This is a genomic window from Kitasatospora sp. NPDC047058 (assembly GCF_040643935.1).
In the GTDB taxonomy this organism is placed as follows: Bacteria; Actinomycetota; Actinomycetes; order Streptomycetales; family Streptomycetaceae; genus Kitasatospora.
In genome coordinates this window covers 23,035-44,689 of the sequence record NZ_JBEYVJ010000019.1, presented here as the reverse complement: position 1 = coordinate 44,689, position 21,655 = coordinate 23,035, and the positions used below count along the sequence as shown (strand labels likewise).

Genomic DNA, 21,655 nt, shown 5'->3' with positions numbered 1-21,655 from the left:
CGGCGGGTGCCGCACGTCCATGTCAGTGAGGGGCACGGAAGGGGGCCACCTTCCGAAGGCGGGGGGATCCTCCGTCCGTGACCCGGCAGGTTCACGTGCCGTCTCGGCCGCTCACTCGCTCGTCCCGTCGCTTCCCGTGCCGCCGCACAAGGCTGCTATCGGCATGTCCACAACAACACTGTTTCCTGGGGGGAACCATGTCCAGCACCATCCGCATCCGCCGTTCGCGCCGCACCGTCGCCGCCGCTGCCGCCCTCGGCATCCTCGCGCTCGGCGGCTCGCTCGCCCTGCCGGCGCAGGCCGCCCTCGCCGACGGAGGAGGGGAGGGGACGCTGAGCGTCCAGGCGCCGGCGTCGGTCGGCTTCGCCGGGCAGCCGGTCGCGTTCACCGAGACCGTCACCAACACCGGCACCGAGACCACCACCTACTCGCTCGGGCTGGACACCACGACCGAGGTGGGAACGCCGCCGAACGCGATCACGATCGACTACAAGGACCCCGCGAACGGCCGGTGGACGTCGGTGCCGCTGGAGTTCCACGCGGGCGCCGAGTCGGCCACCTACCAGGGCATGGTGCACGGCATCACGGTTGCGCCCGGCAAGAGCGTGAAGGTGGACCTGCGCATCGGCGCCCCGATGGGCCTGCCGCACCAGGGCGCGACCAACGGCGGTTTCCCTTCCATCAACCTGCGGGCCGGTCTGACCGTGCCGGGTTCGTGGGTGAAGCTGGACGAGCACTTCGAGACGATCAAGGTCGAGTCCATCGGCAGCTCGCTCGCCCACGTGCCCGCCACGGCGGTCGCCGGCGGCGATCCGATCGAGTTCGACGCGGTGCTGGCCAACCCCACCCCCTCCGGCTACGTCAACCTCGGCAACGTGCTCTTCACCGACACCCACGCCACCGTCCAGGTCCGCACGGCGGACGGCACGTGGACCACGCTGAAGCAGGTGTCCGGCGGGGCCGAGGACCCGCAGCCCGGCGTCTACCTCCAGGGCCGCAACTCCGCCATCGGCGCCGGGAAGACCAAGGTGACCCGGGTGCGGGTGTCCTACGACGGGACCACGCCGCCGGGGGCGACGAAGATCAACCCGTGCGTCTTCGTCAACGAGGGCGACGCGCCCTTCCGAGGGACCACCATGTGCAGCCAGGGCGCCACCGTCACCGTGGTCGCTCCCGCCGAGACCGCTCCTGCCAAGCCCGCCGCTCCTGCCAAGCCCGTCACTCCTGTCGAGCCGGCCGCAGCGAAGCCCGCCGCCCCCGCCGGGCCGGCCGCAGCGAAGCCCGCCGTGGCGAAGCCCGCCGCCGACGTGCAGCCGGTGGCCGAGGCCGCGCCGGTCACCGAGCCGAAGCCGGTGGCCGCCGCCCCGGTGGCCGTCACCCCGGTGGCGGGCGAACTCGCCGCCACCGGCACCGAGTCCGACGTGGTCCCGGCCGCCGCGGCCGCGGCGCTCGCCACCCTCGGCGCCGGCGTGGTCCTCTTCGCCCGCCGCCTGCGCCGCCGGTCCTGAGGCGCCCGTTTCGCCGGCCCGCCCGGTGACGGCGAAACGGGGAAGGTGAAAAGGGGAAGGCCTCGGAGAGATCGCTCTCCGGGGCCTTCCCGTGCGGCGCCTTGCTGAGGGGCGGTCAGTGGGACCTCGGGGGATCACCCGGACTTCTCCCGAAGCCCCCGGAAAACCAGTCAGGGCCGGTCTCCCTTGCGGGAGACCGGCCCTGAGCTGGTCTTACTGGGTCGGGGTGGCGGGATTTGAACCCACGGCCTCTTCGTCCCGAACGAAGCGCGCTACCAAGCTGCGCCACACCCCGGTCTTTCTGTTTGTCGCTCCGTCTCCTTCGCGACGAGTAGAACTCTACCGGACGCTCGCCGAGAGACGAAATCCGATTCCCGGCGGGCGTCCGATGCAGGTCAGCGGGCGGGGGTGAGGGTGAGGAGGGTGGCCTCGGGAGGGCAGGCGAAGCGGACCGGGGTGTAGCGGTTGGTGCCGCAGCCCGCGGAGACGTGGAGGTAGGAGCGGTGGCCGCCGGCCTGGTGGGTGGAGAGGCCCTTGACCCGCTTGGCGTCGAGGTCGCAGTTGGTGACCAGGGCGCCGTAGAAGGGGATGCAGAGCTGGCCGCCGTGGGTGTGGCCGGCCAGGATCAGCGGGTAGCGGTCGGCGGCGAAGGCGTCCAGGACGCGCAGGTAGGGCGCGTGGACGACGGCGAGCGAGAGGTCGGCGTCGGCGGACGGGCCGCCGGCGACGTCGCTGTAGCGGTCGCGGCGGATGTGCGGGTCGTCCAGGCCGGTGAACTCGATGTCGAGGCCGGCGATGTCCAGCCGGCCCCGGGTGTTGGTGAGGTCCAGCCAGCCGGCCGCGTCGAAGCCGTCGCGCAGCTTCTGCCACGGGTTGTGGACGGCGCCGGTGATGCCGCGCCGCGCGCTGCCGTCGGGATTGTTCATGCCGTGGATGCCGCTGCGCATCGCCTGGAGGTAGCGGGCCGGGTTCTTGCGGGCCGGGCCGTAGTAGTCGTTCGAGCCGAAGACGTAGACGCCGGGGAAGTCCATCAGCGGCCCGAGCGCGTCGAGGGTGGCGGGGACGCCGAGCGGGTCGGAGAGGTTGTCGCCGGTGTTGACCACCAGGTCGGGGCGGAGGCCGGCCAGGCTCTGCAGCCAGCGCTGCTTCTTGCCCTGTCCGCTCACCATGTGGATGTCGGAGACCTGCAGTACCCGGATCGGGCGGGCGCCCCGGGGCAGGACGGGGACGTCGATCCGGCGGAGCCGGAAGGAACGGACCTCGTACCCGGCGGAGTAGGCGAGGCAGGCGGCGCCGGTGGCGGCGATGCCGAGGGGGACGGAGTACAGCGGTCGCATCGCTCCATGCTCTCAGACGGCGGATCAGCTGGTGAACGTCCGGCGGGTGCGCCGGGACACGCCGTCGTACTCCGGGTGCGCACGGTACGGCGGCCCCCGTCCGCCGGCTCCGGTGCGGCGGCCTCAGCGTGTTGCCAGCCCGGCGGCGACGGCGTCCATCACGGCCCGCCAGTGCTCGCGCTGCCGGGAGCGCTCCGCGGGGTCGTCGAGCCGCTCCTGGTGGAACCGGAGCACGGTGCCGCCGTGGCCGGGGGTGACCGTGACCTGCACGGTGGTGGCGCGGTCCCGGCCGGGCGGCTGCCAGGTGAGCCGGATCCGCGAGCCGGGGTGGAGGCTGCGCAGTTCTCCGGAGGAGCCGTCGGCGGCGCTGACCGGTCCGCCGACCCGGTCGGCGAGGCGGGCGCCGGGGCCGAGCCAGAGCGCGGCGCCCTCGGGCGAGGTCAGCAGTGACCAGACGGCCTCCGGAGGATGCGACAGCGTCCGCGAGACGCCGATCTGGAAGCCGGCGTCCCGGGTGAGGCCCACCGGGCGGGGGCCGGAGGTACGGTCGGGCATGGGGATCACTCCTCGGTCGGGGCGTTCTGGCCTGCGGGGCCTGCGGGGCCGTCCGTCCGGTCGCGCCGGGCGCGCAGGGCCCGGACCTTGTGGCGGTTGCCGCACCGCTCCATCGAGCACCACCGCCGCCGTCCGGGGCGCGAGGTGTCCACGAAGAGCAGGGAGCAGTCGTGGGCGCCGCACTCGCGGATCCGGTCCGCGTACGGGCCGGTGAGCAGGGCGATCGCGTCGCGGGCGAGGGTCGAGGCGAGCTGGTCCCCGTCGGCGGGCAGCGGCGGCGCGGCGGCGCCGTCCAGGGCGATCTGCGGTACCAGCGGCGGGTGGGCGGCGGCCCGGTTGAGTACGGCGTAGTCCTCGGCCGCCCCGGCCTCGCCGTGGGCCCGCGCCGCGGTGAGCCGCCAGAGCGCGTCCCTCAGGGTCCGGACGGCGGCCAGCTGGCCGGGGCTGATGCCGATACCGGCCGCACCCGATCCCGATCCCGATCCCGAGCCCGAACCCGGGCCCGCGCCCGTACCGGGGCCCGAGCCGGCGCCGTCGGCGGCGGGCAGCCGCAGCCGGGACTGCCTGAGCCACTCGGCCAGGTCCCCGGGCTCGTGCAGGACCTCGTACCGGGCGTAGTCGCCGGGCCCGCCGGTGGTGAGCAGTTCCAGGCAGAGCGCACCGGGGTCGAAGAGGTACCGCGTCCCCCCGGGCGAGTGCAGGACCAGCCCTGCGGACGGTTCCTCGATGGCGATCATGTAACCACTATAAGAAGTTACCGGTGCCCCGAGAAGCCCCCGGTGTTAATGCCGGGCGGCCGAACGCGCCAGGTGGGAGACTCGGGGCCATGACCACGCTCAAGGCGCAGCTGCAGGAGGACCTCACGGCTGCCATCAAGGACCGGGACGAGCTGCGCTCGTCCACCATCCGGCTCACCCTCGCCGCCGTCACCAGCGAGGAGGTGGCGGGCAAGGAGAAGCGGGAGCTCTCCGACGACGAGGTGCTGAAGGTGCTCGCCCGCGAGGCGAAGAAGCGCCGGGAGGCCGCCGAGGCGTTCGACGGCGCGGGCCGGACCGACCAGGCCGCGCGGGAGCGGGCGGAGGGCGAGGTGCTGGCGGGCTACCTGCCCAAGCAGCTCACCGACGAGGAGCTGACGGCGATCGTGGCCGCCGCCGTCGCCGAGAGCGGTGCGACCGGCCCGCAGGGCATGGGCGCCGTGATGAAGCTGGTGAAGCCGAAGGTGGACGGCCTGGCCGAGGGCGGCCGGGTGGCCGCCGCGGTGAAGGCCGCGCTCGCCGGCTGACCGGACGGCACGCCGGAGGACGCGGCGAGGCCCCGGGAACGGCAAGGCCCGGAAGCGGCAAGGCCCGGGAGCAGCAGGCACGTAAAAGAGGGGCGCCCCCCGAGCAGTCGCTCGGGGGGCGCCCCTTCCGTCCACCGGGTCCGGCTCCTAGTGCCGGCCCCCGTTGCCGTTGCCCTGACCGCGGTCGTTCCCGCCGCCGATGATGCCCGGCGGGAGGGTGAACCCGCCGCCGATCATCCCGCCGGGGTTGCCGCCCGGGTTCCCGCCGGGGTTCCCGCCCGCGGTGGCCGCGTCACCGCCCGGCGGCGTGGCCGGCTGGGTCGCGTTCGGGTCCGGCTTCGGGGCCGGGTCCGGGATGTTCGCGGTCTGGATCGGCTCCTTCGGCGAGCCCTTGAGGGCCTGGTTCATCGCCATCTGCCAGATCGGGCCGGGGCCGTCGGCACCGAACACCTCCTGGTAGTACTTGCCGCCGATGGTGATGTTCTTCATCTTCACGCCGCCGGCCGGGCCGCCGAGCCAGACCGAGGTGGCGAGCGAGGGGGTGTAGCCGCTGAACCAGGCGGCCTTCTTCTCGTCGGTGGTGCCGGTCTTGCCGGCGATCTGCCGGCCGTCGTCGAGGCCGAGCGCGGCCGCGGTGCCCTTCTCGGTCACGTTCAGCAGGACGGTGTTCAGGTTGTCCGCGGTGCTCTCGGAGAAGGCCTGGCTGCAGGACGTCTGCGGGACCTTGACGTCCTTGCCGTCCACCGTGGTGATCTTGTTGATCGCGACCGGGGTGCAGTACTTGCCGCGGGCGGCGAAGGTCGCGTAGACGTTCGCCATGGTCAGCGGGCTGAGCTCCAGGGTGCCGAGGACCATCGAGGGCACCTCCTGGAACGCGTCGCCCTTCGCCGACTGGGTGATGCCGAGCTTGTTGGCCATCTGCTTCATCGCGCAGAGGCCGACCTGCTGCTCCATCTGCACGAAGTAGGTGTTGACCGACAGCGCCATGGCCTGCTTGAGCTCGTACGGTCCGATCTCCTTCTCGGACTCGTTCTTCACCGTGGCCTTGGGCTTGTCGGTGTTCTTCCAGGTGCCCGAGCAGGTGGACATCGACGGGTAGTCGATCTTGTTCTCGGACGGGAACGGCTGGGTGGGCGCCATGCCCGACTCCAGCGCGGCCGCCGCCAGGATCGGCTTGAACGTCGAACCGGTCTGGAAACCGTTGCCGCCGCCCATCGAGGCGTCGACGTTGAGGTTGACCACGGTCTGGTTCTTGTTCGGGTCCAGGCCGTACGGGCGGGTCTGGGCCATCGCGAGGATCTTGCCGGTGCCCGGCTCCATCATGGTGGCGGCGGCCGACACCTGGTCGGTGACCTTCACCTTGCTGGTGACGGCGTTCTGCGCGGCGGCCTGCTTGTCCGGGTCGAGGGTGGTGTAGATGTTCAGACCGCCCTGGTCCCAGAACTTCTTCCGCTCGGCGGCGGTCTTGCCGAAGACCGGGTCCTGCTTGATCACGTGGCGGACGTAGTCGCAGAAGAAGCCCATGCCCGCGTTGGCGGTGATGCAGCCGTTCTGCGGGTCCTTGAACTTCAGGCCCAGCGGGGCGGCCTTGGCCTCCTTGGCCTGGTCCGCGGTGATGTGCTTGGCCTCGAGCATCTTGTCGATCACGACGTTGCGCCGCTTGACCGTGTTCTCGGGGTAGCGCACCGCGTCGTACTGCGACGGGTTCTGCACCATGCCGGCCAGGGTGGCGGCCTCGGCGATGGTCAGGTCCTTGTTGCTCTTGCTGAAGTACCGCTGGGCGGCGGCCTCGACCCCGTAGGCCTGGTGGCCGTAGAAGGTGATGTTCAGGTAGTTGGTGAGGATCTGATCCTTGGTCAGTTCCTCTTCCAGCTTGATCGCGACCTTCAGCTCCTGGATCTTGCGGCCCAGGGTCTTGCGCTGGGCCTCCAGGACGGCGGCCTGGTCGTCGCCGGCCTTCTCCACGTTGACGTTCTTCACGTACTGCTGGGTCAGCGTCGACGCGCCCTGGGCGGCGGTGCCGCTCTCCGCGTTCTTGCCGACCGCGCGCAGCACGCCCTTGAGGTCGACGGCGCCGTGCTCGTAGAAGCGGGCGTCCTCGATGTCGACCTGAGCCTGCCGCATGTACGGCGACATCTGGTCGGCGGCCAGGACGGTGCGGTCGCGCTCGTAGACCTTGGCCATCAGCTGGCCCTTGGCGTCGAAGATCTGGGTCGCCTGGGTCAGCGGCGGCGTCTTGAAGTCGCCGGGGATGTCCTCGAAGCTCTCCGCGGTGTCCTTGGCCGTCAGCCCGATGGCGCCGACGGCGGGCAGCGCGAGACCGGCCAGCAGGACTCCGGAGAGCACGCTGACCCCCAGGAACTTCACTCCGTGTCCCGCCATGTCCAGCGGTGACCCGCGGCGCTGGCCGCGCGGAGCTCCGGTGTTGCCTGGGGGCTGGGGTGCCTGGGGGCGCGTCGGTGCCATGGGGAGAACCCTACGTTGCCGAATCGCCTCCAACGGGGCAGGTGTTCGCCTAGGCTTGTCACAAGCTTGCGACAGCTTCGGTGCGTCAGCATGACTCACTCTTGTGAGTGATGAGGATTGCCCGAATTGCCCCTTTGTGTGGCGTTTTTGAGGTAGCTGTTGCCAGCTGTACCCCTGTTTTTGGTAGCACTCCGTGACGGCTTGCGTGGCGAGAGTGGCGTCCGTGTTCTTGGCAAGGCTTGCGACCTGCGATCACTCCAACGAGTGAGCTGACCGATACCCATAGTCCAATCGGGTCATTCGAGATTGAGCCCGAAGGGGCTGTTGCAAGCTGTCGTTCTTCCGTAACGTCCTCAACTGGCAACGGTGAATATGCCGTTGCCGCCGTGGGGGAGCCTCGATTCGGGAGAGGACGGCGCCGGCATGGGCTGGGTAGACGACTGGAGTGCGCAGGCCGCCTGCCGCACTAGTGATCCGGACGAACTTTTCGTCCAGGGGGCGGCGCAGAACCGCGCCAAGGCGGTGTGCAGCGGGTGCCCCGTACGCACGGAGTGCCTGGCCGACGCGCTGGACAACCGGGTGGAATTCGGGGTCTGGGGCGGGATGACGGAGCGGGAGCGCCGGGCGCTGCTGCGCCGCCGGCCGACGGTGATCTCGTGGCGGCGGCTGCTGGAGACGGCCCGCACCGAGTACGAGGAGTCCCTCGCCACCGGTGTGATACTGACGGACTACGCCCAGGCCGGCTGACCGTCCCGGGCGGTACGACCGCCCCTGGTGCACCGGGCGTCCCACGCACGCCGGGTCGCCCGATGACGGCCGGTACGCCCCACGTCCGGCCGGTGGAACGCAGCACTTCTCCTCAGCGGCACCGCGTCCACGGCACTGCGCCGGACGGCACCGGGCCGGACGGCACCGCGTCAGACGGCACCGTTCCCGCTGAGACGTTCACCGATGGCGCGCAGCCCGTCCAGGTCGTGGACGTCCCCGGGCAGTGCGGCGACCTCGACGATCGGCACGTCCGGGTAGACCGAGACGAAGCGGTCACGGGTACGGCGCTCCCGAGACATGATCTGCATCCGCTCCGCGTGCAGCCGCAGCAGTCCGGCGGCGAGCAGCTCCGCCTCGGGGGACGAGTTCTCCGAGCCGTTCTCCTCCAGGGCCTCGGCCGCCGCCAGCGCCCGCTCCGCGGTGAGCTGCGGCGCGCCCGTCCCGTGCACCCGGTTGAGCACCAGCCCGGCCAGCGGCATCCGGTCGGCCGCCAGCCGGTCGACGAAGTACGCCGCCTCGCGCAGCGCGTCCCGCTCCGGCGCGGCCACCACCAGGAACGCCGTGCCCGGGGCCTTCAGCAGCTGGTACGTCCGGTCGGCGCGCTCGCGGAAGCCACCGAACATCGAGTCCATCGCGCTGACGAAGGTCTGCACGTCGGTCAGCAGCTGGGCGCCGAAGATCTTGCCCAGGGTGCCGGTGAACAGGCCCATGCCGACGTTCAGGAACTTCATCGCGCTGCGCCCGCCGACCTTCGCCGGTGCGGTCAGGATCCGGATCACCTTGCCGTCCAGGAAGGACCCGAGCCGGTTCGGCGCGTCCAGGAAGTCCAGCGCGGAGCGGGACGGCGGGGTGTCGACGACGATGAGGTCCCACTCCTCGGCCGCGCGGAGCTGGCCGAGCTTCTCCATCGCCATGTACTCCTGGGTGCCCGCGAAACCGGCCGACAGCGACTGGTAGAACGGGTTCTCCATGATCGCCCGGGCGCGTTCGGGCTCGGCGTGGGCCAGCACGACCTCGTCGAAGGTCCGCTTCATGTCGAGCATCATGGCCTGGAGCTCCCCGTCGCCGGTGACGCCCTTGACCACCCGCGGGGTGTTGTCCAGTTCGCTCAGGCCCATCGACTGGGCCAGCCGGCGGGCAGGGTCGATGGTCAGCACGACGACCTTGCGGCCGCGCTCGGCGGCCCGCAGTCCGAGCGCCGCGGCGGTGGTGGTCTTGCCGACTCCGCCCGAGCCGCAGCAGACGATGATCCTGGTTTTCGGATCGTCGATCAGCCCGTCCACGCCGAGCCCGCGCCCGCTGCCCCGCACCCCGCTCCCGTCGCCGGCCACGCCTCCGCCGCTCACGCCTCCGCTGCTCACGCCGCCCCCTGACGCTTCAGTTCGGCCGCCAGCCGGTACAGCCCGCCGAGGTCCACACCCTCGCCCAGCAGCGGCAGTTCGTAGGTGGGGAGCTTCAGCTGCTGGACGTCGGCGCGCTGCTCGCGCTCCAGCTCCACCCGCTCCGCGTGCTCCCTGGCCTGCTCCAGCAGCGGGTCGAGCAGCGGGTCCACCGCCGCCCGGACGGTGTCCGGCTTGCGGGAGCGCCCGCCGAGGCCCGCCTCGCCGAGGGCCAGTGCGACCTCCTCGCGGTGGTTCCCGTCCACCGCGGCCACGGCGGCCGCGTCCAGGACCGGCGGCCGGACCATGTTCACCATCACCCCGCCCACCGGGAGGGCGGCCTCGCGCAGCTCGGCGATGCCGTCGACCGTCTCCTGCACCGGCATCTCCTCCAGCAGGGTGACCAGGTGCACCGCGGTCTCCGGCGACTTCAGCACCCGCATCACGGCCTGCGCCTGGGTGTGTATCGGCCCGATCCGGGCCAGCCCGGCGACCTCGGAGTTCACGTTCAGGAACCGGGTGAGCCGCCCGGTCGGCGGCGCGTCCATCACCACCGCGTCGTACGCCCGGTTCCCGTCCGGGCCCTTGCGCCGGGCGGCCTCGCAGGCCTTGCCGGTGAGCAGCACGTCCCGCACGCCGGGGGCGATGGTGGTGGCGAAGTCGACGAAGCCGACCTTCTGCAGCGCCTTGCCGGCCCGCCCGAGCTTGTAGAACATCTCCAGGTACTCGAGCAGCGCCTGCTCGGTGTCGATGGCGAGCGCGAAGACCTCTCCGCTGCCGGACTCGCCGGCACCCGCCCCGCCCGACGGCCCGCCGTCCGGGGGCCCGTCGTCCGACCGTCCGCCGGCCGGCAGCCCCAGCTGGGCGCGCGAGACGGAGGCGATCCGCCGCTCCTCGTACGGCAGGGCGGCGATCCCGAACAGCTCCGCGATGCCCTGGCGGCCCTCCACCTCGATCAGCAGGGTCCGCCTGCCCTCGGCGGCGAGGGCCAGCGCCAGTGCCGCCGCCAGGGTGGTCTTCCCGGTGCCGCCCTTGCCGCTGACCACGTGCAGCCGGACGCCCTCCCAGTCGGGATCGCGCCGGGCCGCCTGGCCGGGGGTGCGTGCCACGCTCCGTCTCCGTCCGTTTCCGGGGGCCGACCGCGGGCCGGCACCGCCCAGGTGCCCTCCCGCAGATGCCCGCCCGCGAGCAGGTGCTCTCCCCGCGAGCGTAACCAGGGACCGGGCCGGATGCCGGGAGCATCGGGTGGACCGGGCCTGAATCATGCCCGGTTTGTGGGCCACCTCACACGAGCGCCCGCGGGCCGCGCGGCTCGCGGGGGCCGCTCGTCTAGAGTCTGGCCATGACCAAGTGGGAATACATGACGGCGCCGCTGCTCGTGCACGCGACCAAGCAGATCCTGGACAACTTCGGCGAGGACGGCTGGGAGCTCGTCCAGGTCGTGCCCGGCCCGAACCCGGAGCAGCTGGTGGCCTACTTCAAGCGGGAGAAGAACGCATGAGCAAGGTCGAGGAGAAGCTCGCCGAGCTGGGTCTGACCCTGCCGCCGGTCGCCGCGCCGGTCGCCGCCTACGTGCCGGCCCTGCGGTCGGGCGAGTTCGTCTTCACCTCCGGCCAGCTGCCCGTGGTGGGCGGCAAGCTGCCGAGCACCGGCAAGGTCGGCGCCGAGGTGTCCCCGGAGGAGGCCAAGGAGCTCGCGCAGATCTGCGCGCTGAACGCCCTGGCCGCCGTGAAGTCCGTGATCGGTGACCTGGACAACATCGAGCGGGTCGTGAAGGTCGTCGGCTTCGTCGCCTCCGCCGCCGACTTCACCGGCCAGCCCGGCGTCGTCAACGGTGCCAGCGAGCTGCTCGGCCAGGTGCTGGGCGAGGCGGGCGTGCACGCCCGCAGCGCGGTCGGCGTCACCGTGCTGCCGCTGGACGCGCCGGTCGAGGTCGAGCTGCAGGTCCGGGTGAAGACCGGGGCCTGAGCCGGCCGTCCCCGGGTGGCCCCGGCGCCCCCGGAGGGGGCTCCGGAGCACTTCGGACCACCGCGAGGCGGGGTTGGGCCTGTCCAACCCCGCCTTCGTGCGCTTAGCATCCGGGCATGGACCATCGAGCAACGACGCTCCCGATGCCGCCCGGCTGGCCTGCCCGGATCCGGGCGGTCGAGTCCGGCGTGGTGACCCCGCCGGTGCCCAGGCCCGCGGCCACCGTGGTGCTGCTGCGGGACACGGCCGACGGGCCGGAGGCCTACCTGCTGCGCCGTCGCACGTCGATGGCCTTCGCCGGCGGCATGTACGCGTACCCGGGCGGCGGGGTGGACCGGCGCGACGCCGAGGCCGAACTCGGCTGGGCCGGGCCCGGACCGGAGGAGTGGGCCGCGCGGCTGGGGGTGGACCCGCGGACCGCCCAGGCGGTGGTCTGCGCCGCGGTCCGCGAGACCTTCGAGGAGGCCGGCGTCCTGCTGGCCGGACCGGCCGGCGGCGGCACCGCCGAGCCCCGGGACTGGAGCGCCGAGCGCGCCGCCCTGGAGGCCCGCGAACTCTCCTTCGCCGACTTCCTCCGCGAGCACGGGCTGCTGCTCCGCAGCGACCTGCTGGCCGGCTGGGCCCGCTGGGTGACGCCGGAGTTCGAGGAGCGCCGGTACGACACCTGGTTCTTCGTCGCCGCCCTGCCGCCCGGCCAGCGCGCGGCGCTGGAGGTCGGCGAAGCCGACCGGGTCACCTGGCTGACCCCGGCCGAGGCGGTCCGCGGGTACGAGGAGGGCCGGTTCGGCATGCTGCCGCCCACCGTCTCGGTGCTGCGCGAGCTGCTGCCGGTGCGCAGCGCGGCCGAGGCGCTGGACGCCGCCGCGCGCCGCTCGCTGGATCCGGTCCTCGGCAAGGCCGAGGTCCGGGGTGATCGAATGACGGTTCGATGGTCCGGGTATGAAGAGCTGACCATCGACGGAAACTTTCCCGAATCCGGCTGATCGGCCGGTCAGCCGGCCGACCGCCCGGCTGACCGGACAGCCGACCGGCGCCGCGACGGCACCGGCCCACGACCACCGAGCTCCACCACACCAACCCGAGGAAGGACCGACGCCCGATGACCCACAACGACGTGGCTCGCCGGACGGCACACGAGATGCCCGCCCGCAGCCTGCAGCCCCGTGTCCCCGCCTGCGAGAGCGGCCCCGTCCCCTTCCCCGAAGTCGTGCAGCGCGCCCTCGTGCGGGTCCTCCCCCTGCGCGCGCTGCATCGCGACGGCGGGGGCGGCCGGTGAGCGGACTCCTCCCGGGTGACCCCGCCGCCACCATCGGCGGCGAGGCCACCCCCCGGGCGCTCTGCGTGCTGGCGCCGAACCCGTCCCCGATGACGCTGGACGGCACCAACACCTGGCTGCTCTCCGAGCCCGGCTCGGACCTCGCGGTGGTCGTCGACCCGGGCCCGCTCGACGAGGGCCACCTGCGCCGGGTCATCGAGACCGCCGAGCGGCAGGGCAAGCGCGTCGCGCTCACCCTGCTCACCCACGGTCACGCCGACCACTCCGAGGGCGCGGCCCGGTTCGCCGAGCTCACCCGGACCGAGGTCCGCGCCCTGGACCCGGCGTACCGGCTGGGCTCCGAGGGGCTGACCGACGGGCAGCGGCTGGACGTCGGCGGCCTGGACCTGCGGGTGGTCGCCACCCCCGGTCACACCTCGGACTCGCTGACCTTCCACCTGCCCGCCGACGGCGCGGTGCTCACCGGCGACACCGTCCTCGGCCGCGGCACCACGATGGTCGCCCACCCCGACGGCCGGCTCGGGGACTACCTGGACTCGCTGCGCCACCTGCACACGATGGCCTCCGAGCACGGCGTACGGACCGTTCTGCCCGGCCACGGGCCGGTGCTCGCGGACGCGCTCGGCGCCGTCGACTACTACCTGGCACACCGCGCCGGGCGGCTCGCGCAGGTGGAGACGGCCGCCGAGGCCGGCCTGCGGACGGCGCCCGAGGTGGTCGCGCGGGTCTACGCGGACGTGGACCGCGCGCTCTGGCCGGCCGCCGAGCTGTCGGTGCTGGCCCAGCTGGAGTACCTGGAGGAGCACGGGCTGATCTGAGCCGCCCGGCAAGCGCGAGGGCCCGGACACCAGGCGGTGTCCGGGCCCTTCGGCGTCGACGCGGGTGTCGGGACGCGGGCGTTCCGGCGCGGGCGTCGACCGGGTCAGCGCGAGCGGCGCGACAGCCGCTCGACGTCCATCAGGACGACGGCGCGGGCCTCCAGCTTCAGCCAGCCGCGGCCGGCGAAGTCGGCGAGCGCCTTGTTGACCGTCTCGCGGGAGGCGCCGACCAGCTGGGCCAGCTCCTCCTGGGTGAGGTCGTGGGCGACGTGGATGCCCTCCTCGGACTGCACGCCGAAGCGGCGGGAGAGGTCGAGCAGGGCCTTGGCCACGCGCCCGGGCACGTCGGAGAAGACCAGGTCGGACATCACGTCGTTGGTCCGGCGCAGGCGGCGGGCGATGGCGCGCAGCAGCGCGATCGAGACCTCGGGCCGGGCGTGCAGCCAGGGCTGGAGGTCGCCGTGGCCGAGGCCGAGCAGCTTGACCTCGGTCAGCGCGCTCGCGGTGGCGGTGCGCGGGCCCGGGTCGAACAGCGACAGCTCGCCGATCATCTCGCTGGGGCCGAGGACGGCGAGCATGTTCTCGCGGCCGTCCGGCGAGGCGCGGTGCAGCTTGACCTTGCCCTCGGCGACGACGTACAGCCGGTCGCCCGGGTCGCCCTCGTGGAACAGCGACTCACCGCGGGCGAGGGTGACCTCGGTCATGGAAGCGCGCAGCTCGCCGGCCTGTTCGTCGTCGAGTGCCGCGAAGAGTGCGGCGCGCCGCAGAACGTCGTCCACGTGCTTCCTCCTTCTCGGCCGGGCCGGCGGTCAAGCCGGTCGGCGCAAGTTCCGTACAGTGCTCTGCATCACCAAGCATGGCGCATGTCGCTCCGATCATATGAGGAGGGGGTGTGCCGAGGGGTGCTGCGCGGGGCCATTCGTACCGCGGGGCCGGGCGGTGGGCGGTGCCGCGGAGCCGGCCGGGGTCAGGGGCTTTCAGGCGGTGCCCGGGCCTGCCGCACCCGCCGGGGCGGCCGGGTCGAGCAGCAGGTCGGCGACGGCGGTGCGGGCGTGGAACACGCTGTGGCCGGCCCGGTGGGCGCTGGTCAGCCCGGCCGTGCGCAGGGCGGTGAGGTGCTGGGAGACCGCGGCGGCGGACAGGCCGGTGCGGCGGGCGAGCTCGGTGGTGGAGGCGGGGGAGTCCAGTTCGGCGAGCAGCCGGGCCCGGCTCTTCCCGACCACGGCGGCGAGCGCGTCGGTGCCGGAGCCGGGGCGGGGCTCCCACAGGGTGGCGGTGCCGCGGGCCGGGTAGGCGAGCTGCGGCGGTTCGGGCGGCAGGACCCGGGTGAGCACCCGTGGCCAGGCGAAGGCGGAGGGGAGCAGCAGGAGACCGCCGCCGGCGTTCAGCCGGTCGACCGCGCAGTGCCGGTGCTCCAGCCGCAGCGACTCGCCGTCCCAGTGCACCGTCTCGTGCAGGTCGTCCAGCACCCGGGCCGTCCCGTGCTCGGCGGCCTGCCGGGTCCGGTGGAACACGTCCGCCTCCAGCAGGGCCCGGATCCGGGCCCAGTACGGGGCGAGGGCGACCTGCCAGTACGCCTCGATCTCGGCGGCGAGCAGGGCGAGCCGGGCGGGCGGGTCCCGGTACAGCGGCTCCAGCAGGGCCGGCAGCCGGCCGCCGCGCTCGGCGGCCAGGAGGTCGAGGTCGGCCCGGACCTGGGCGGTGCCGGTGGCGGTGATCGCGGCCAGTTCCTCGGCGAGCGCCGGGGAGGGGCCCGCGGGGGCCGGGTTGAGGAAGTCGGGCAGGTGGCCGGCGGGCGGGACCATCGTGGCCAGCGGGCCGCGGTCGAGCCCGGCGGCGGCCAGCCGGGGGCGGACCTGGTCGGCCCAGCGGCGGTGCAGGGCGGGGACGGGGGTGTGGGCCAGGGCGCGCAGGCTCGTGACCACCTCCTGCATCGGGGAGACGGCGAAGCGGGTCAGTGCCACGTCGCTCGCCGAGAACGTCAGCGCCGTTCGCACCCGGGCCCCCTCCCTGAAGATTCGGCCTCAGCTTAATCACTGGAGGGCCGCCCGGGCCGGGCCGCACGATACCGACGGCACCCGCCACAGCACCCACCCGCCACAGCACTCCCCCCGCCACAGCACCTCCCCGCCCGGTACGCGCCACGAGGCCCGTCACCGCCGTGCGGGACGGCACGACTGCGGCACGACACGACCGCGGCACGGGAACGACCACGGCACGGAAGACGGAGACCCCGCATGTCCACCGAGACCACCACCATCGGCACCACCTCCGGCACCACCCCCGCCGCGCTCCGCGAGCGGGCCCTGCGGCTGCGGGCACTCGTCGCCGAGGGGGAGGACGGCCGGGTGCTCGTCCTGCCGAACGCCTGGGACGCCGGCAGTGCCGCCGTGATCGCCTCGGCCGGTGCGGCCGCCGTCGCCACCACCAGCGGGGGCGTCTCCTGGTCGCTCGGGCACGGGGACGGGCAGCGGCTCGGCCGGGCGGAGATGGTGGCGGCGGCCCGCCGGGTCGTCGCGGCCGTCGGCCTGCCGGTCACCGTCGACGCCGAGGGCGGCTACGGCCCGAAGCCGGACGACGTCGCCGAGACCGTCCGCGAGCTGGTCGGCGCGGGTGCGGTGGGCGTGAACCTGGAGGACTCGGCGGCCGCCGGCGGGCCGCTCTTCCCGGTCGCCGAGCAGGCCGCGCGGCTGCGCGCCGCCCGGGAGGCGGCCGCCGCGGCGGGCCTGCCGGAGCTGGTGCTCAACGCGCGGACGGACGTCTTCCTGTTCGGGATCGGCCCGGCCGAGGGCCGGCTGGACGAGGTGCTGGCCCGGGCGGCGGCGTACGCGGAGGCCGGCGCGGACGGCCTCTTCGTCCCCGGCCTGCTGGACCTCGACGCGCTCGCCCGGCTCTGCGCGGCCTCCCCGCTGCCGGTGAACGCGATGGCGGTGCCGGGCGGGCCGGCCGTTGCCGAGCTCGCCGCCGCCGGGGTGCGGCGGATCAGCGTGGGCACCGGGCTGGCCCAGGCCGCCTACACCGCCGCCCGCCGGGCCGCTGCCGAGCTGCTCGGCGCGGGCACGCTGACCGGGCTCGACGGCGCGCTGGGGTTCGGCGAGCTGGACGCGTTGTTCCAGCGCTGAGCGGGGATCGGCGGCGGGGCTTGGGCTCGCGGCGGGCGGGTGCCGTCGGTGGTGCGGGGCCCGCGGCGGGCGGGCCCCGTCGGCCTCAGTGCTCCCCGGGCTCCGGCAGCTCGGCCAGCCCGGGCCGCCCGTCGGTCGCGGCGGGGAGTCCGAGCAGCCGCCGCACCGCGCGCCGGGCGCGGTCGCCGGCGGTCCGGTCCCGGTACAGCCGCCGGGCGTGGTTGAGCGCGAGCACCTGGCCGGTCAGCTCGAACACCACCTGCTCGGCGTCCGGCTCCGCGGGCAGCTGCCCGGCGGCGATGGCGAGCTCGGTCTGGCGCCGCAGCTCGCGCTGCCAGACCGCGTTCTTGACGGCCACGGCCGACCGGACCGGTCCGCTCTCCCGGTCGTCGAACTCGGCGGTGACGGTGGTGAAGAAGCAGCCGCCGGGCAGCAGGTCGCGCTCCAGGTAGGAGATCCACGCCTCGCACTCGACGAGCAGCCGGGGCAGTCCGGGGGCGGCGTCGGCGGCGGCCGCGCGCCGGACCACCTCGCGGGCGAACAGCTCCACCCCCTCGTCCACGACGGCGAGCTGCAGGCTCTCCTTGGTGCCGAAGTGGCCGAGGACGCCGGACTTGCTCATCGACAGCTCGGTGGCGAGCCGGCCGATGGTCAGCCCCTCCAGCCCCTCGACGGAGGCGAGGTCCAGGCCCCGCCGCACGATCGCGGTGCGGGTCCGGCGGGCGTCGGCGACGGATCTTCTCGGGCTCACCGTGCCAGTGTAGCCAGCGGAAGCTCTTTAGAGTCCGACCGTTCGGACGCTATAGTCCCGGCGTGACGTCCCATCACCACGGAGGAGCAGCCATGCCGGGATCGCGGATCACCGCCCTGGGCCACCACCAGCCCGCCAAGGTCCTCACCAACGACGACCTCGCGCGGCTGGTCGACACCAGCGACGAGTGGATCCGGCAGCGGACCGGCATCGTCACCCGGCGGATCGCCGACACCGAGTCGGTCACCGACCTGGCCTCCGCCGCCGCCGGGAAGGCGCTCGCCTCGGCGGGCCTGGAGCCCGGACAGATCGACATGGTGGTGGTCGCCACCTGCTCGGCGATGGACCGCTGCCCGAACATCGCCACCCAGGTGGCCGGCCGGCTCGGCATTCCCGCCGCCGTCGGTTTCGACGTCAACAACGGCTGCGCGGGCTTCTGCACCGCGCTGGCCACCGCGGACCACGCCGTCCGGGCCGGTGCCGCCCGGCACGCGCTGGTGATCGGCGCCGAGCGGATGAGCGACGTCACCGACTGGACCGACCGTTCCACCTGCGTCCTGCTCGGTGACGGCGCGGGCGCGGCCGTGCTCGCCGCGGACCCGTCGGGGACGGGCGTCGGCCCGGTGGTCTGGGGCTCCGACCCGACCCGCGGCCACGCCGTCCGGCTGGACGACGGCTGGCAGCCGAAGTTCCGTCAGGAGGGCCAGACCGTCTTCCGCTGGGCCACCACGGCCCTGGCCCCGCTCGCCGAGGAGGCCTGCCGCCGGGCCGGGATCACGCCCGCCGACCTGGGCGCCGTGGTCACCCACCAGGCCAACCTGCGGATCATCGAGGCCGTGGTCAAGCGGCTCGGCGCCGACCGGGCGGTCATCGCCCGCGACGTCGTGGAGTCGGGCAACACCTCGGCCGCCTCCGTCCCGCTGGCGCTGGCCAAGCTGGTCGAGCGCGGCGAGGTGCCCGGCGGTGCGCCCGCGCTGCTGCTCGGCTTCGGCGGCGGCCTCTCCTGGGCCGGCCAGGTGGTCCGCTGCCCCTGACGCGCCCCGAGGCACCCTGACGCACCACGACGCCCCGGACGCCTGCCGGCGCCCCGGCGCCCCCGGACCCGCCTCAGGCCAGCCATTCCAGGGACTGGCCGTGCGGGCCGGTGCGGGCCAGCGGGCGCTCGTCCAGCGCGAGGGTGAACAGCAGTTGGTCGGAGGAGGGGCCCGGCGGGAGCAGGCGGTCCACCGCGGGGAGCACGCCCGGCGCCTCGTTGGAGATCCAGTGGCAGCCCAGCTCCCGCATGGTGGCGGCGAAGGCCTCGCGTTCCCCGGGCGGCAGGTAGGCGATGACCGCGCTGTGCAGGACCACCGGGGTGGCGCCCGCGGGGGCGGCGGCGACCAGGTCGCGGACCGTCCCGTTGAGGTCGCCGCGGACCAGCACCGGGGGCTCGGCGCGCGCGATCCGCACGGCGTCCCGCAGCCGGGCCAGCCGCTGCCGCTGTTCGGGCCAGACCAGGCACTCCAGCCAGTGCACGTCCTCCGGATCGGCAACGTCGAGCGGGTTCAGGTCGACGCCGGCCCGCCAGGCGACGTCCGGCAGCCGGGCGGGCAGCGGTACGGCACCCGTCGTGCCGCACTCCAGGACGACCGGGCTCCCGGCCGGGCCGAACGCGGCCCCGCCGTCGTAGCGGTAGCGGTAGCGGTCCGGGTAGAGGCAGAGCCCGGCCGAGGCGCCGACCTCGATGAGCGCCAGCGGCCCGGGCAGCCGGGCCAGCACCGGGAGCAGGACGGCGCACCGGCCCGCCTCGTTGGTCTGGGTCCGCCGCTCCAGCATCGTGCCGCGCACCGCGTCCCAGTGCGTGACGGTCCAGTCGCGGAAGGCGGCGTAGTCGCCGATCGGGCCGTCCAGGAAGCGCACCGCGGCCAGCAGCAGATTGGGCTGCCGCTTGGCGGGCGGGAGTTCGTCGATCAGCGCGATCAGCGCGCGGTCCTCGGCGATCGCCCCGGTCAGCCGCTCGTACGCCGGGGAGTGCCCGCGCGCCTCCATCGTCGTGAACCGCCGGTACCGCCCCGCTGTGTCCACCGCCGCGCCCCTTTCCGATGGCCGAGCGGCAGCTTAGGCGGACCTCGCGAACCCCGCCACCGGGCCCGGGTGTTGCCCGGGTCCGGTGGCGGGGTGATGGGGCTTGCGCGCCGGTCAGGGCCGGGCGGTCAGCTCGCCGAGCGGCAGGAAGGAGAGGTCCTCCCGGCGGCGCTCCCGGAAGGCCCGGCGCAGGGTGCTGGCCGCGGCCCGCGGGTCGGTCAGCGCCGAGGCGAAGAGGTAGTCCGTGACCAGCGGCTTCGCGCGGCCGTAGGACTCCCAGTAGGCCCGGGCCAGCGTGCCCCAGCCGATCGTCCGGCCGCCGCGCAGGCCGACGGTCCGGCGGTGGCGGGCGAAGCTCTCCACGGCCAGCAGGTCCTCCACCGGGGAGACCGCCGCCCCGGACTCCGGACGATGGGCCGGGCCCTCGTAGCGGCCCTCGCCCTCCCAGGCGGCGACGAAGTGCTCGATCGCCCGGTACCCCTGGCGGCGCAACAGCGGCAGCAGCATCCGCGAGTTGGCTCCCCACCGGGTGTTGGACTCGATGAACAGGTGCTCCCCGGTGAGCGGGTTCTCCCGGACCTGGATCGCGGCGAAGCCGACCGCCCCCACCGCGTCCAGGAACCTCAGCGCGGCCGCGGTCTCGGGCAGCTCCGGGACGATCCGGATGCAGGTCGAGACCGAGGTGTTGAGGTAGCGCTGCTTGCGGAGCGACAGCACCAGGCGGAAGCCGCCGCCGGCGTCCCGGATCGCGTTGATCGAGGGCTCGCGCTCGCCGGGCACGTACTCCTGGGCCATCGCCGGGCTGCCGGCGAAGTCCGCGTACGCCCGGTCGAGTTGGGCTGCCGAGCGGATCACCCGGACGCCCTTGCTGCCGGACGAGACCCGCTTCTTGAAGACGAACGGGTACCCCTGGTCGGCCGCGAACGTGCGCAGGGCGGCGAGGTCGTCGATGCGTTCGGTGCGCGGGGTGGGGATCCCGGCCCCGGCCGCGGCGGTGACGGCCAGGTACTTGTCCATCATGGTCCGCGCGGTGGCCATGGCCGGTACGGTGCAGAGGACACCCGCGTCGGTGAACTCCTCCCGGTGGCTCGCCAGCGCCACCACCTCGTCGTCGTCGGTGGGGATCACCACGTCCGCCCCGATCCGCCGGGCGAGGCCTAGCACCGCGGTGGCGAACGGGTCCGGCAGCACCGCGGAGCCCTCCGCGGTGAGGTGGTCGTACGCGCGGCGCGGTGGTGGCACCGGGTGCGCGCCGGCGATCAGCCGGGACACCGCCACGTCCTGGGCGCGCTCGGAGTGTGCGACGTGGACCTGCGCGCCGGACTCCACCAGGGACCGGACGATGCCGTAGGCGCTCTCGTACGTGCCGTTGGCGACGAGCACCCGCCGTGGGCGGCTGCGGGTGGATGGGTCGTGGTTCACCTGGGACTCCCGTCGGTGGCCGGTGTGGCCGGTGTGGCCGGTGTGGCTGGCGCGGTGTGGCCGGCGTGGTGCGAGTGGGCCGCTGGGGCCGGCCGCTCAGAACGAGGCGAAGTGGACACCGGCCTCGTCGGCGCGCGCCCGCACCCGGTCGGGGTAGCTCTCCGGGTACCGGATGTCCAGGACCTGCCCGTGCCGCTCGTAGACGACCGGCTTGCCGTCCTCCAACTGGACCCGCTTGGAGGTGAGGTGGGAGAGGAAGCGGTTGTTCTCGTACGCGTCGTGCCGGCCGGCGCTGAAGAACAGGCCCAGCTTGGTGGGGGCGTCGGTCTCCTCCGGCAGGGCGGCGGGGGTGCTGGCGTGCATCAGCCGTGCGTGCCAGAGCACCAGGTCGCCGGCCTTGCTGTCGACCCGCACCGGGGCGCGGCCGGCCGGCGGGTTGGCCAGGGCCGTGTCGTAGTCCGGGCGGGACCGGCCGTAGCCGTCGACCGAGGCGAGGTGGGAGCCGGGCAGCACGTCGATCCCGCCGCCGCTGCGCCCGTCGTTGTCCTGGAGGTAGATCGCCCCCTGGACGTGGGCGAACCCCGGCGTCCAGACGTACTCCCGGCCGGCGCCGGCGAAGGCCTCGTCGATGTGCCAGCCGATGTAGAGGCTCTTGCGGATCGTCAGGTTCGGGTAGAACGCCACCCGCGGCCCGAGCACCTGCGCCAGCGCGCCGGTGATCTCGTCGCGCAGCAGCACGTCGGTCAGGCCGGGGGTCTCCAGGAAGGTGCGCGGCAGCAGCTCCTGCCGGCCCGCGCCGGTCAGCAGCCGGCCGCAGAGCTCCCGCAGGCCGGTCACCGCCCCGGCGTCCAGGACGCCGGGCACGACGGCGTAGCCGTCCCGGGCGAACGCCCCGGCGAGGGACTCCTGTGCGATCGGTTCCGTCATGTCGTTGCGTCT

22 protein-coding genes and 1 tRNA gene are annotated in these 21,655 nt (G+C 74.0%); 10 read left to right on the top strand and 13 right to left on the bottom strand.

Features of this window, described 5'->3' with window-relative positions; all coding sequences use genetic code 11:
- Positions 1-197 precede the first annotated feature (197 nt).
- Positions 198-1,508 (top strand): hypothetical protein, encoded by a 1,311-nt coding sequence (locus ABZ885_RS05000; RefSeq protein WP_360183461.1) that lies wholly within the window; start codon positions 198-200, stop codon positions 1,506-1,508.
- 221 nt (positions 1,509-1,729) lie between these two features.
- Here ABZ885_RS05000 and ABZ885_RS04995 read toward each other — a convergent pair.
- The 4 genes from ABZ885_RS04995 to ABZ885_RS04980 all read right to left on the bottom strand — a co-directional run bounded on the left by ABZ885_RS04995 (position 1,730) and on the right by ABZ885_RS04980 (position 4,137).
- Positions 1,730-1,803: transfer RNA gene (locus tag ABZ885_RS04995), tRNA-Pro, on the bottom strand.
- 100 nt (positions 1,804-1,903) lie between these two features.
- Positions 1,904-2,845: a metallophosphoesterase gene (locus ABZ885_RS04990; protein WP_360183459.1), complete on the bottom strand. Its 942-nt coding sequence runs from the start codon at positions 2,843-2,845 to the stop codon at positions 1,904-1,906.
- 123 nt (positions 2,846-2,968) lie between these two features.
- Entirely contained in the window at positions 2,969-3,400 is a 432-nt protein-coding gene (locus tag ABZ885_RS04985) for an SRPBCC domain-containing protein (RefSeq protein ID WP_360183457.1), read from the bottom strand.
- Positions 3,401-3,405: 5 nt separating this feature from the next.
- Positions 3,406-4,137, bottom strand: a complete 732-nt coding sequence (locus ABZ885_RS04980) for a CGNR zinc finger domain-containing protein (RefSeq protein WP_360183455.1) — start codon at positions 4,135-4,137, stop codon at positions 3,406-3,408.
- An 89-nt stretch (positions 4,138-4,226) separates the two neighbouring features.
- On the opposite strand from ABZ885_RS04980, the gene ABZ885_RS04975 reads away from it, so the two are divergent.
- Positions 4,227-4,682: a GatB/YqeY domain-containing protein gene (locus ABZ885_RS04975; RefSeq protein ID WP_360183453.1), complete on the top strand. Its 456-nt coding sequence runs from the start codon at positions 4,227-4,229 to the stop codon at positions 4,680-4,682.
- A 147-nt stretch (positions 4,683-4,829) separates the two neighbouring features.
- Here ABZ885_RS04975 and ABZ885_RS04970 read toward each other — a convergent pair whose 3' ends face one another.
- Positions 4,830-7,049: a transglycosylase domain-containing protein gene (locus ABZ885_RS04970; RefSeq protein WP_360183451.1), complete on the bottom strand. Its 2,220-nt coding sequence runs from the start codon at positions 7,047-7,049 to the stop codon at positions 4,830-4,832.
- A 522-nt stretch (positions 7,050-7,571) separates the two neighbouring features.
- Here ABZ885_RS04970 and ABZ885_RS04965 point away from each other — a divergent pair.
- Entirely contained in the window at positions 7,572-7,895 is a 324-nt protein-coding gene (locus tag ABZ885_RS04965) for a WhiB family transcriptional regulator (protein ID WP_030240986.1), read from the top strand.
- A 170-nt stretch (positions 7,896-8,065) separates the two neighbouring features.
- Here ABZ885_RS04965 and ABZ885_RS04960 read toward each other — a convergent pair whose 3' ends face one another.
- Both ABZ885_RS04960 and ABZ885_RS04955 read right to left on the bottom strand, forming a co-directional pair.
- Positions 8,066-9,247 carry an ArsA family ATPase gene (locus ABZ885_RS04960; RefSeq protein WP_360183470.1) on the bottom strand — a complete coding sequence of 394 codons (1,182 nt, stop codon included), beginning with the start codon at positions 9,245-9,247 and terminating at the stop codon, positions 8,066-8,068.
- Between the two features lie 26 nt (positions 9,248-9,273).
- Entirely contained in the window at positions 9,274-10,404 is a 1,131-nt protein-coding gene (locus ABZ885_RS04955; protein WP_360183449.1) for an ArsA-related P-loop ATPase, read from the bottom strand.
- 233 nt (positions 10,405-10,637) lie between these two features.
- Here ABZ885_RS04955 and ABZ885_RS04950 point away from each other — a divergent pair, with 233 nt between their 5' ends.
- The 5 genes from ABZ885_RS04950 (at position 10,638) to ABZ885_RS04930 (ending at position 13,357) form a co-directional block, all read left to right on the top strand.
- Positions 10,638-10,796 (top strand): DUF4177 domain-containing protein, encoded by a 159-nt coding sequence (locus ABZ885_RS04950; protein ID WP_094743074.1) that lies wholly within the window; start codon positions 10,638-10,640, stop codon positions 10,794-10,796.
- Positions 10,793-11,263, top strand: coding sequence for a RidA family protein (locus ABZ885_RS04945; RefSeq protein WP_360183447.1), 471 nt, complete (start codon positions 10,793-10,795; stop codon positions 11,261-11,263). Before ABZ885_RS04950 ends, ABZ885_RS04945 begins: the two co-directional genes overlap by 4 nt.
- A 116-nt stretch (positions 11,264-11,379) precedes the next feature.
- Positions 11,380-12,246: an NUDIX hydrolase gene (locus tag ABZ885_RS04940; RefSeq protein ID WP_360183445.1), complete on the top strand. Its 867-nt coding sequence runs from the start codon at positions 11,380-11,382 to the stop codon at positions 12,244-12,246.
- A 116-nt stretch (positions 12,247-12,362) separates the two neighbouring features.
- Positions 12,363-12,539 (top strand): hypothetical protein, encoded by a 177-nt coding sequence (locus ABZ885_RS04935; protein WP_360183443.1) that lies wholly within the window; start codon positions 12,363-12,365, stop codon positions 12,537-12,539.
- Positions 12,536-13,357 carry an MBL fold metallo-hydrolase gene (locus ABZ885_RS04930; protein ID WP_360183441.1) on the top strand — a complete coding sequence of 274 codons (822 nt, stop codon included), beginning with the start codon at positions 12,536-12,538 and terminating at the stop codon, positions 13,355-13,357. The genes ABZ885_RS04935 and ABZ885_RS04930 overlap by 4 nt, the downstream gene beginning before the upstream one ends.
- A 104-nt stretch (positions 13,358-13,461) precedes the next feature.
- Here the strand turns inward: ABZ885_RS04930 and ABZ885_RS04925 are convergent, their stop codons facing one another.
- Positions 13,462-14,136 (bottom strand): Crp/Fnr family transcriptional regulator, encoded by a 675-nt coding sequence (locus tag ABZ885_RS04925; protein WP_030240972.1) that lies wholly within the window; start codon positions 14,134-14,136, stop codon positions 13,462-13,464.
- Between the two features lie 198 nt (positions 14,137-14,334).
- Entirely contained in the window at positions 14,335-15,354 is a 1,020-nt protein-coding gene (locus ABZ885_RS04920) for a DUF5937 family protein (protein ID WP_360183439.1), read from the bottom strand.
- 240 nt (positions 15,355-15,594) lie between these two features.
- On the opposite strand from ABZ885_RS04920, the gene ABZ885_RS04915 reads away from it, so the two are divergent.
- Complete coding sequence (locus ABZ885_RS04915; RefSeq protein ID WP_360183437.1) at positions 15,595-16,479, top strand: isocitrate lyase/phosphoenolpyruvate mutase family protein; 885 nt, start codon at positions 15,595-15,597, stop codon at positions 16,477-16,479.
- An 85-nt stretch (positions 16,480-16,564) separates the two neighbouring features.
- Here ABZ885_RS04915 and ABZ885_RS04910 read toward each other — a convergent pair whose 3' ends face one another.
- The gene (locus ABZ885_RS04910; protein ID WP_360183435.1) at positions 16,565-17,230 is read right to left on the bottom strand and encodes a TetR/AcrR family transcriptional regulator; all 666 of its coding nucleotides are present in this window, start codon (positions 17,228-17,230) and stop codon (positions 16,565-16,567) included.
- Between the two features lie 92 nt (positions 17,231-17,322).
- Here ABZ885_RS04910 and ABZ885_RS04905 point away from each other — a divergent pair, with 92 nt between their 5' ends.
- Complete coding sequence (locus ABZ885_RS04905; RefSeq protein WP_360183433.1) at positions 17,323-18,264, top strand: beta-ketoacyl-ACP synthase III; 942 nt, start codon at positions 17,323-17,325, stop codon at positions 18,262-18,264.
- 73 nt (positions 18,265-18,337) lie between these two features.
- Here the strand turns inward: ABZ885_RS04905 and ABZ885_RS04900 are convergent, their stop codons facing one another.
- The 3 genes from ABZ885_RS04900 to ABZ885_RS04890 form a co-directional block, all read right to left on the bottom strand.
- Entirely contained in the window at positions 18,338-19,294 is a 957-nt protein-coding gene (locus tag ABZ885_RS04900; RefSeq protein WP_360183431.1) for a DUF2332 domain-containing protein, read from the bottom strand.
- 114 nt (positions 19,295-19,408) lie between these two features.
- The gene (locus ABZ885_RS04895) at positions 19,409-20,716 is read right to left on the bottom strand and encodes an ATP-grasp domain-containing protein (RefSeq protein ID WP_360183429.1); all 1,308 of its coding nucleotides are present in this window, start codon (positions 20,714-20,716) and stop codon (positions 19,409-19,411) included.
- Between the two features lie 96 nt (positions 20,717-20,812).
- A complete protein-coding gene (locus tag ABZ885_RS04890) occupies positions 20,813-21,643 on the bottom strand; it encodes a phytanoyl-CoA dioxygenase family protein (protein ID WP_360183427.1) in 831 nt (276 codons plus the stop codon).
- Positions 21,644-21,655 lie beyond the last annotated feature (12 nt).

Excerpts from the sequence above, each read along its gene's own strand:
- ABZ885_RS04940 (WP_360183445.1), top strand. The coding sequence starts at position 11,380 with ATGGACCATCGAGCAACGACGCTCCCGATGCCGCCCGGCTGGCCTGCC.
- ABZ885_RS05000 (WP_360183461.1), top strand. The coding sequence starts at position 198 with ATGTCCAGCACCATCCGCATCCGCCGTTCGCGCCGCACCGTCGCCGCC.
- ABZ885_RS04980 (WP_360183455.1), bottom strand. The coding sequence starts at position 4,137 with ATGATCGCCATCGAGGAACCGTCCGCAGGGCTGGTCCTGCACTCGCCC.
- ABZ885_RS04935 (WP_360183443.1), top strand. The coding sequence starts at position 12,363 with ATGACCCACAACGACGTGGCTCGCCGGACGGCACACGAGATGCCCGCC.
- ABZ885_RS04890 (WP_360183427.1), bottom strand. The coding sequence starts at position 21,643 with ATGACGGAACCGATCGCACAGGAGTCCCTCGCCGGGGCGTTCGCCCGG.
- ABZ885_RS04905 (WP_360183433.1), top strand. The coding sequence starts at position 17,323 with ATGCCGGGATCGCGGATCACCGCCCTGGGCCACCACCAGCCCGCCAAG.
- ABZ885_RS04945 (WP_360183447.1), top strand. The coding sequence starts at position 10,793 with ATGAGCAAGGTCGAGGAGAAGCTCGCCGAGCTGGGTCTGACCCTGCCG.
- ABZ885_RS04990 (WP_360183459.1), bottom strand. The coding sequence starts at position 2,845 with ATGCGACCGCTGTACTCCGTCCCCCTCGGCATCGCCGCCACCGGCGCC.
- ABZ885_RS04975 (WP_360183453.1), top strand. The coding sequence starts at position 4,227 with ATGACCACGCTCAAGGCGCAGCTGCAGGAGGACCTCACGGCTGCCATC.
- ABZ885_RS04915 (WP_360183437.1), top strand. The coding sequence starts at position 15,595 with ATGTCCACCGAGACCACCACCATCGGCACCACCTCCGGCACCACCCCC.
- ABZ885_RS04985 (WP_360183457.1), bottom strand. The coding sequence starts at position 3,400 with ATGCCCGACCGTACCTCCGGCCCCCGCCCGGTGGGCCTCACCCGGGAC.
- ABZ885_RS04965 (WP_030240986.1), top strand. The coding sequence starts at position 7,572 with ATGGGCTGGGTAGACGACTGGAGTGCGCAGGCCGCCTGCCGCACTAGT.
- ABZ885_RS04950 (WP_094743074.1), top strand. The coding sequence starts at position 10,638 with ATGACCAAGTGGGAATACATGACGGCGCCGCTGCTCGTGCACGCGACC.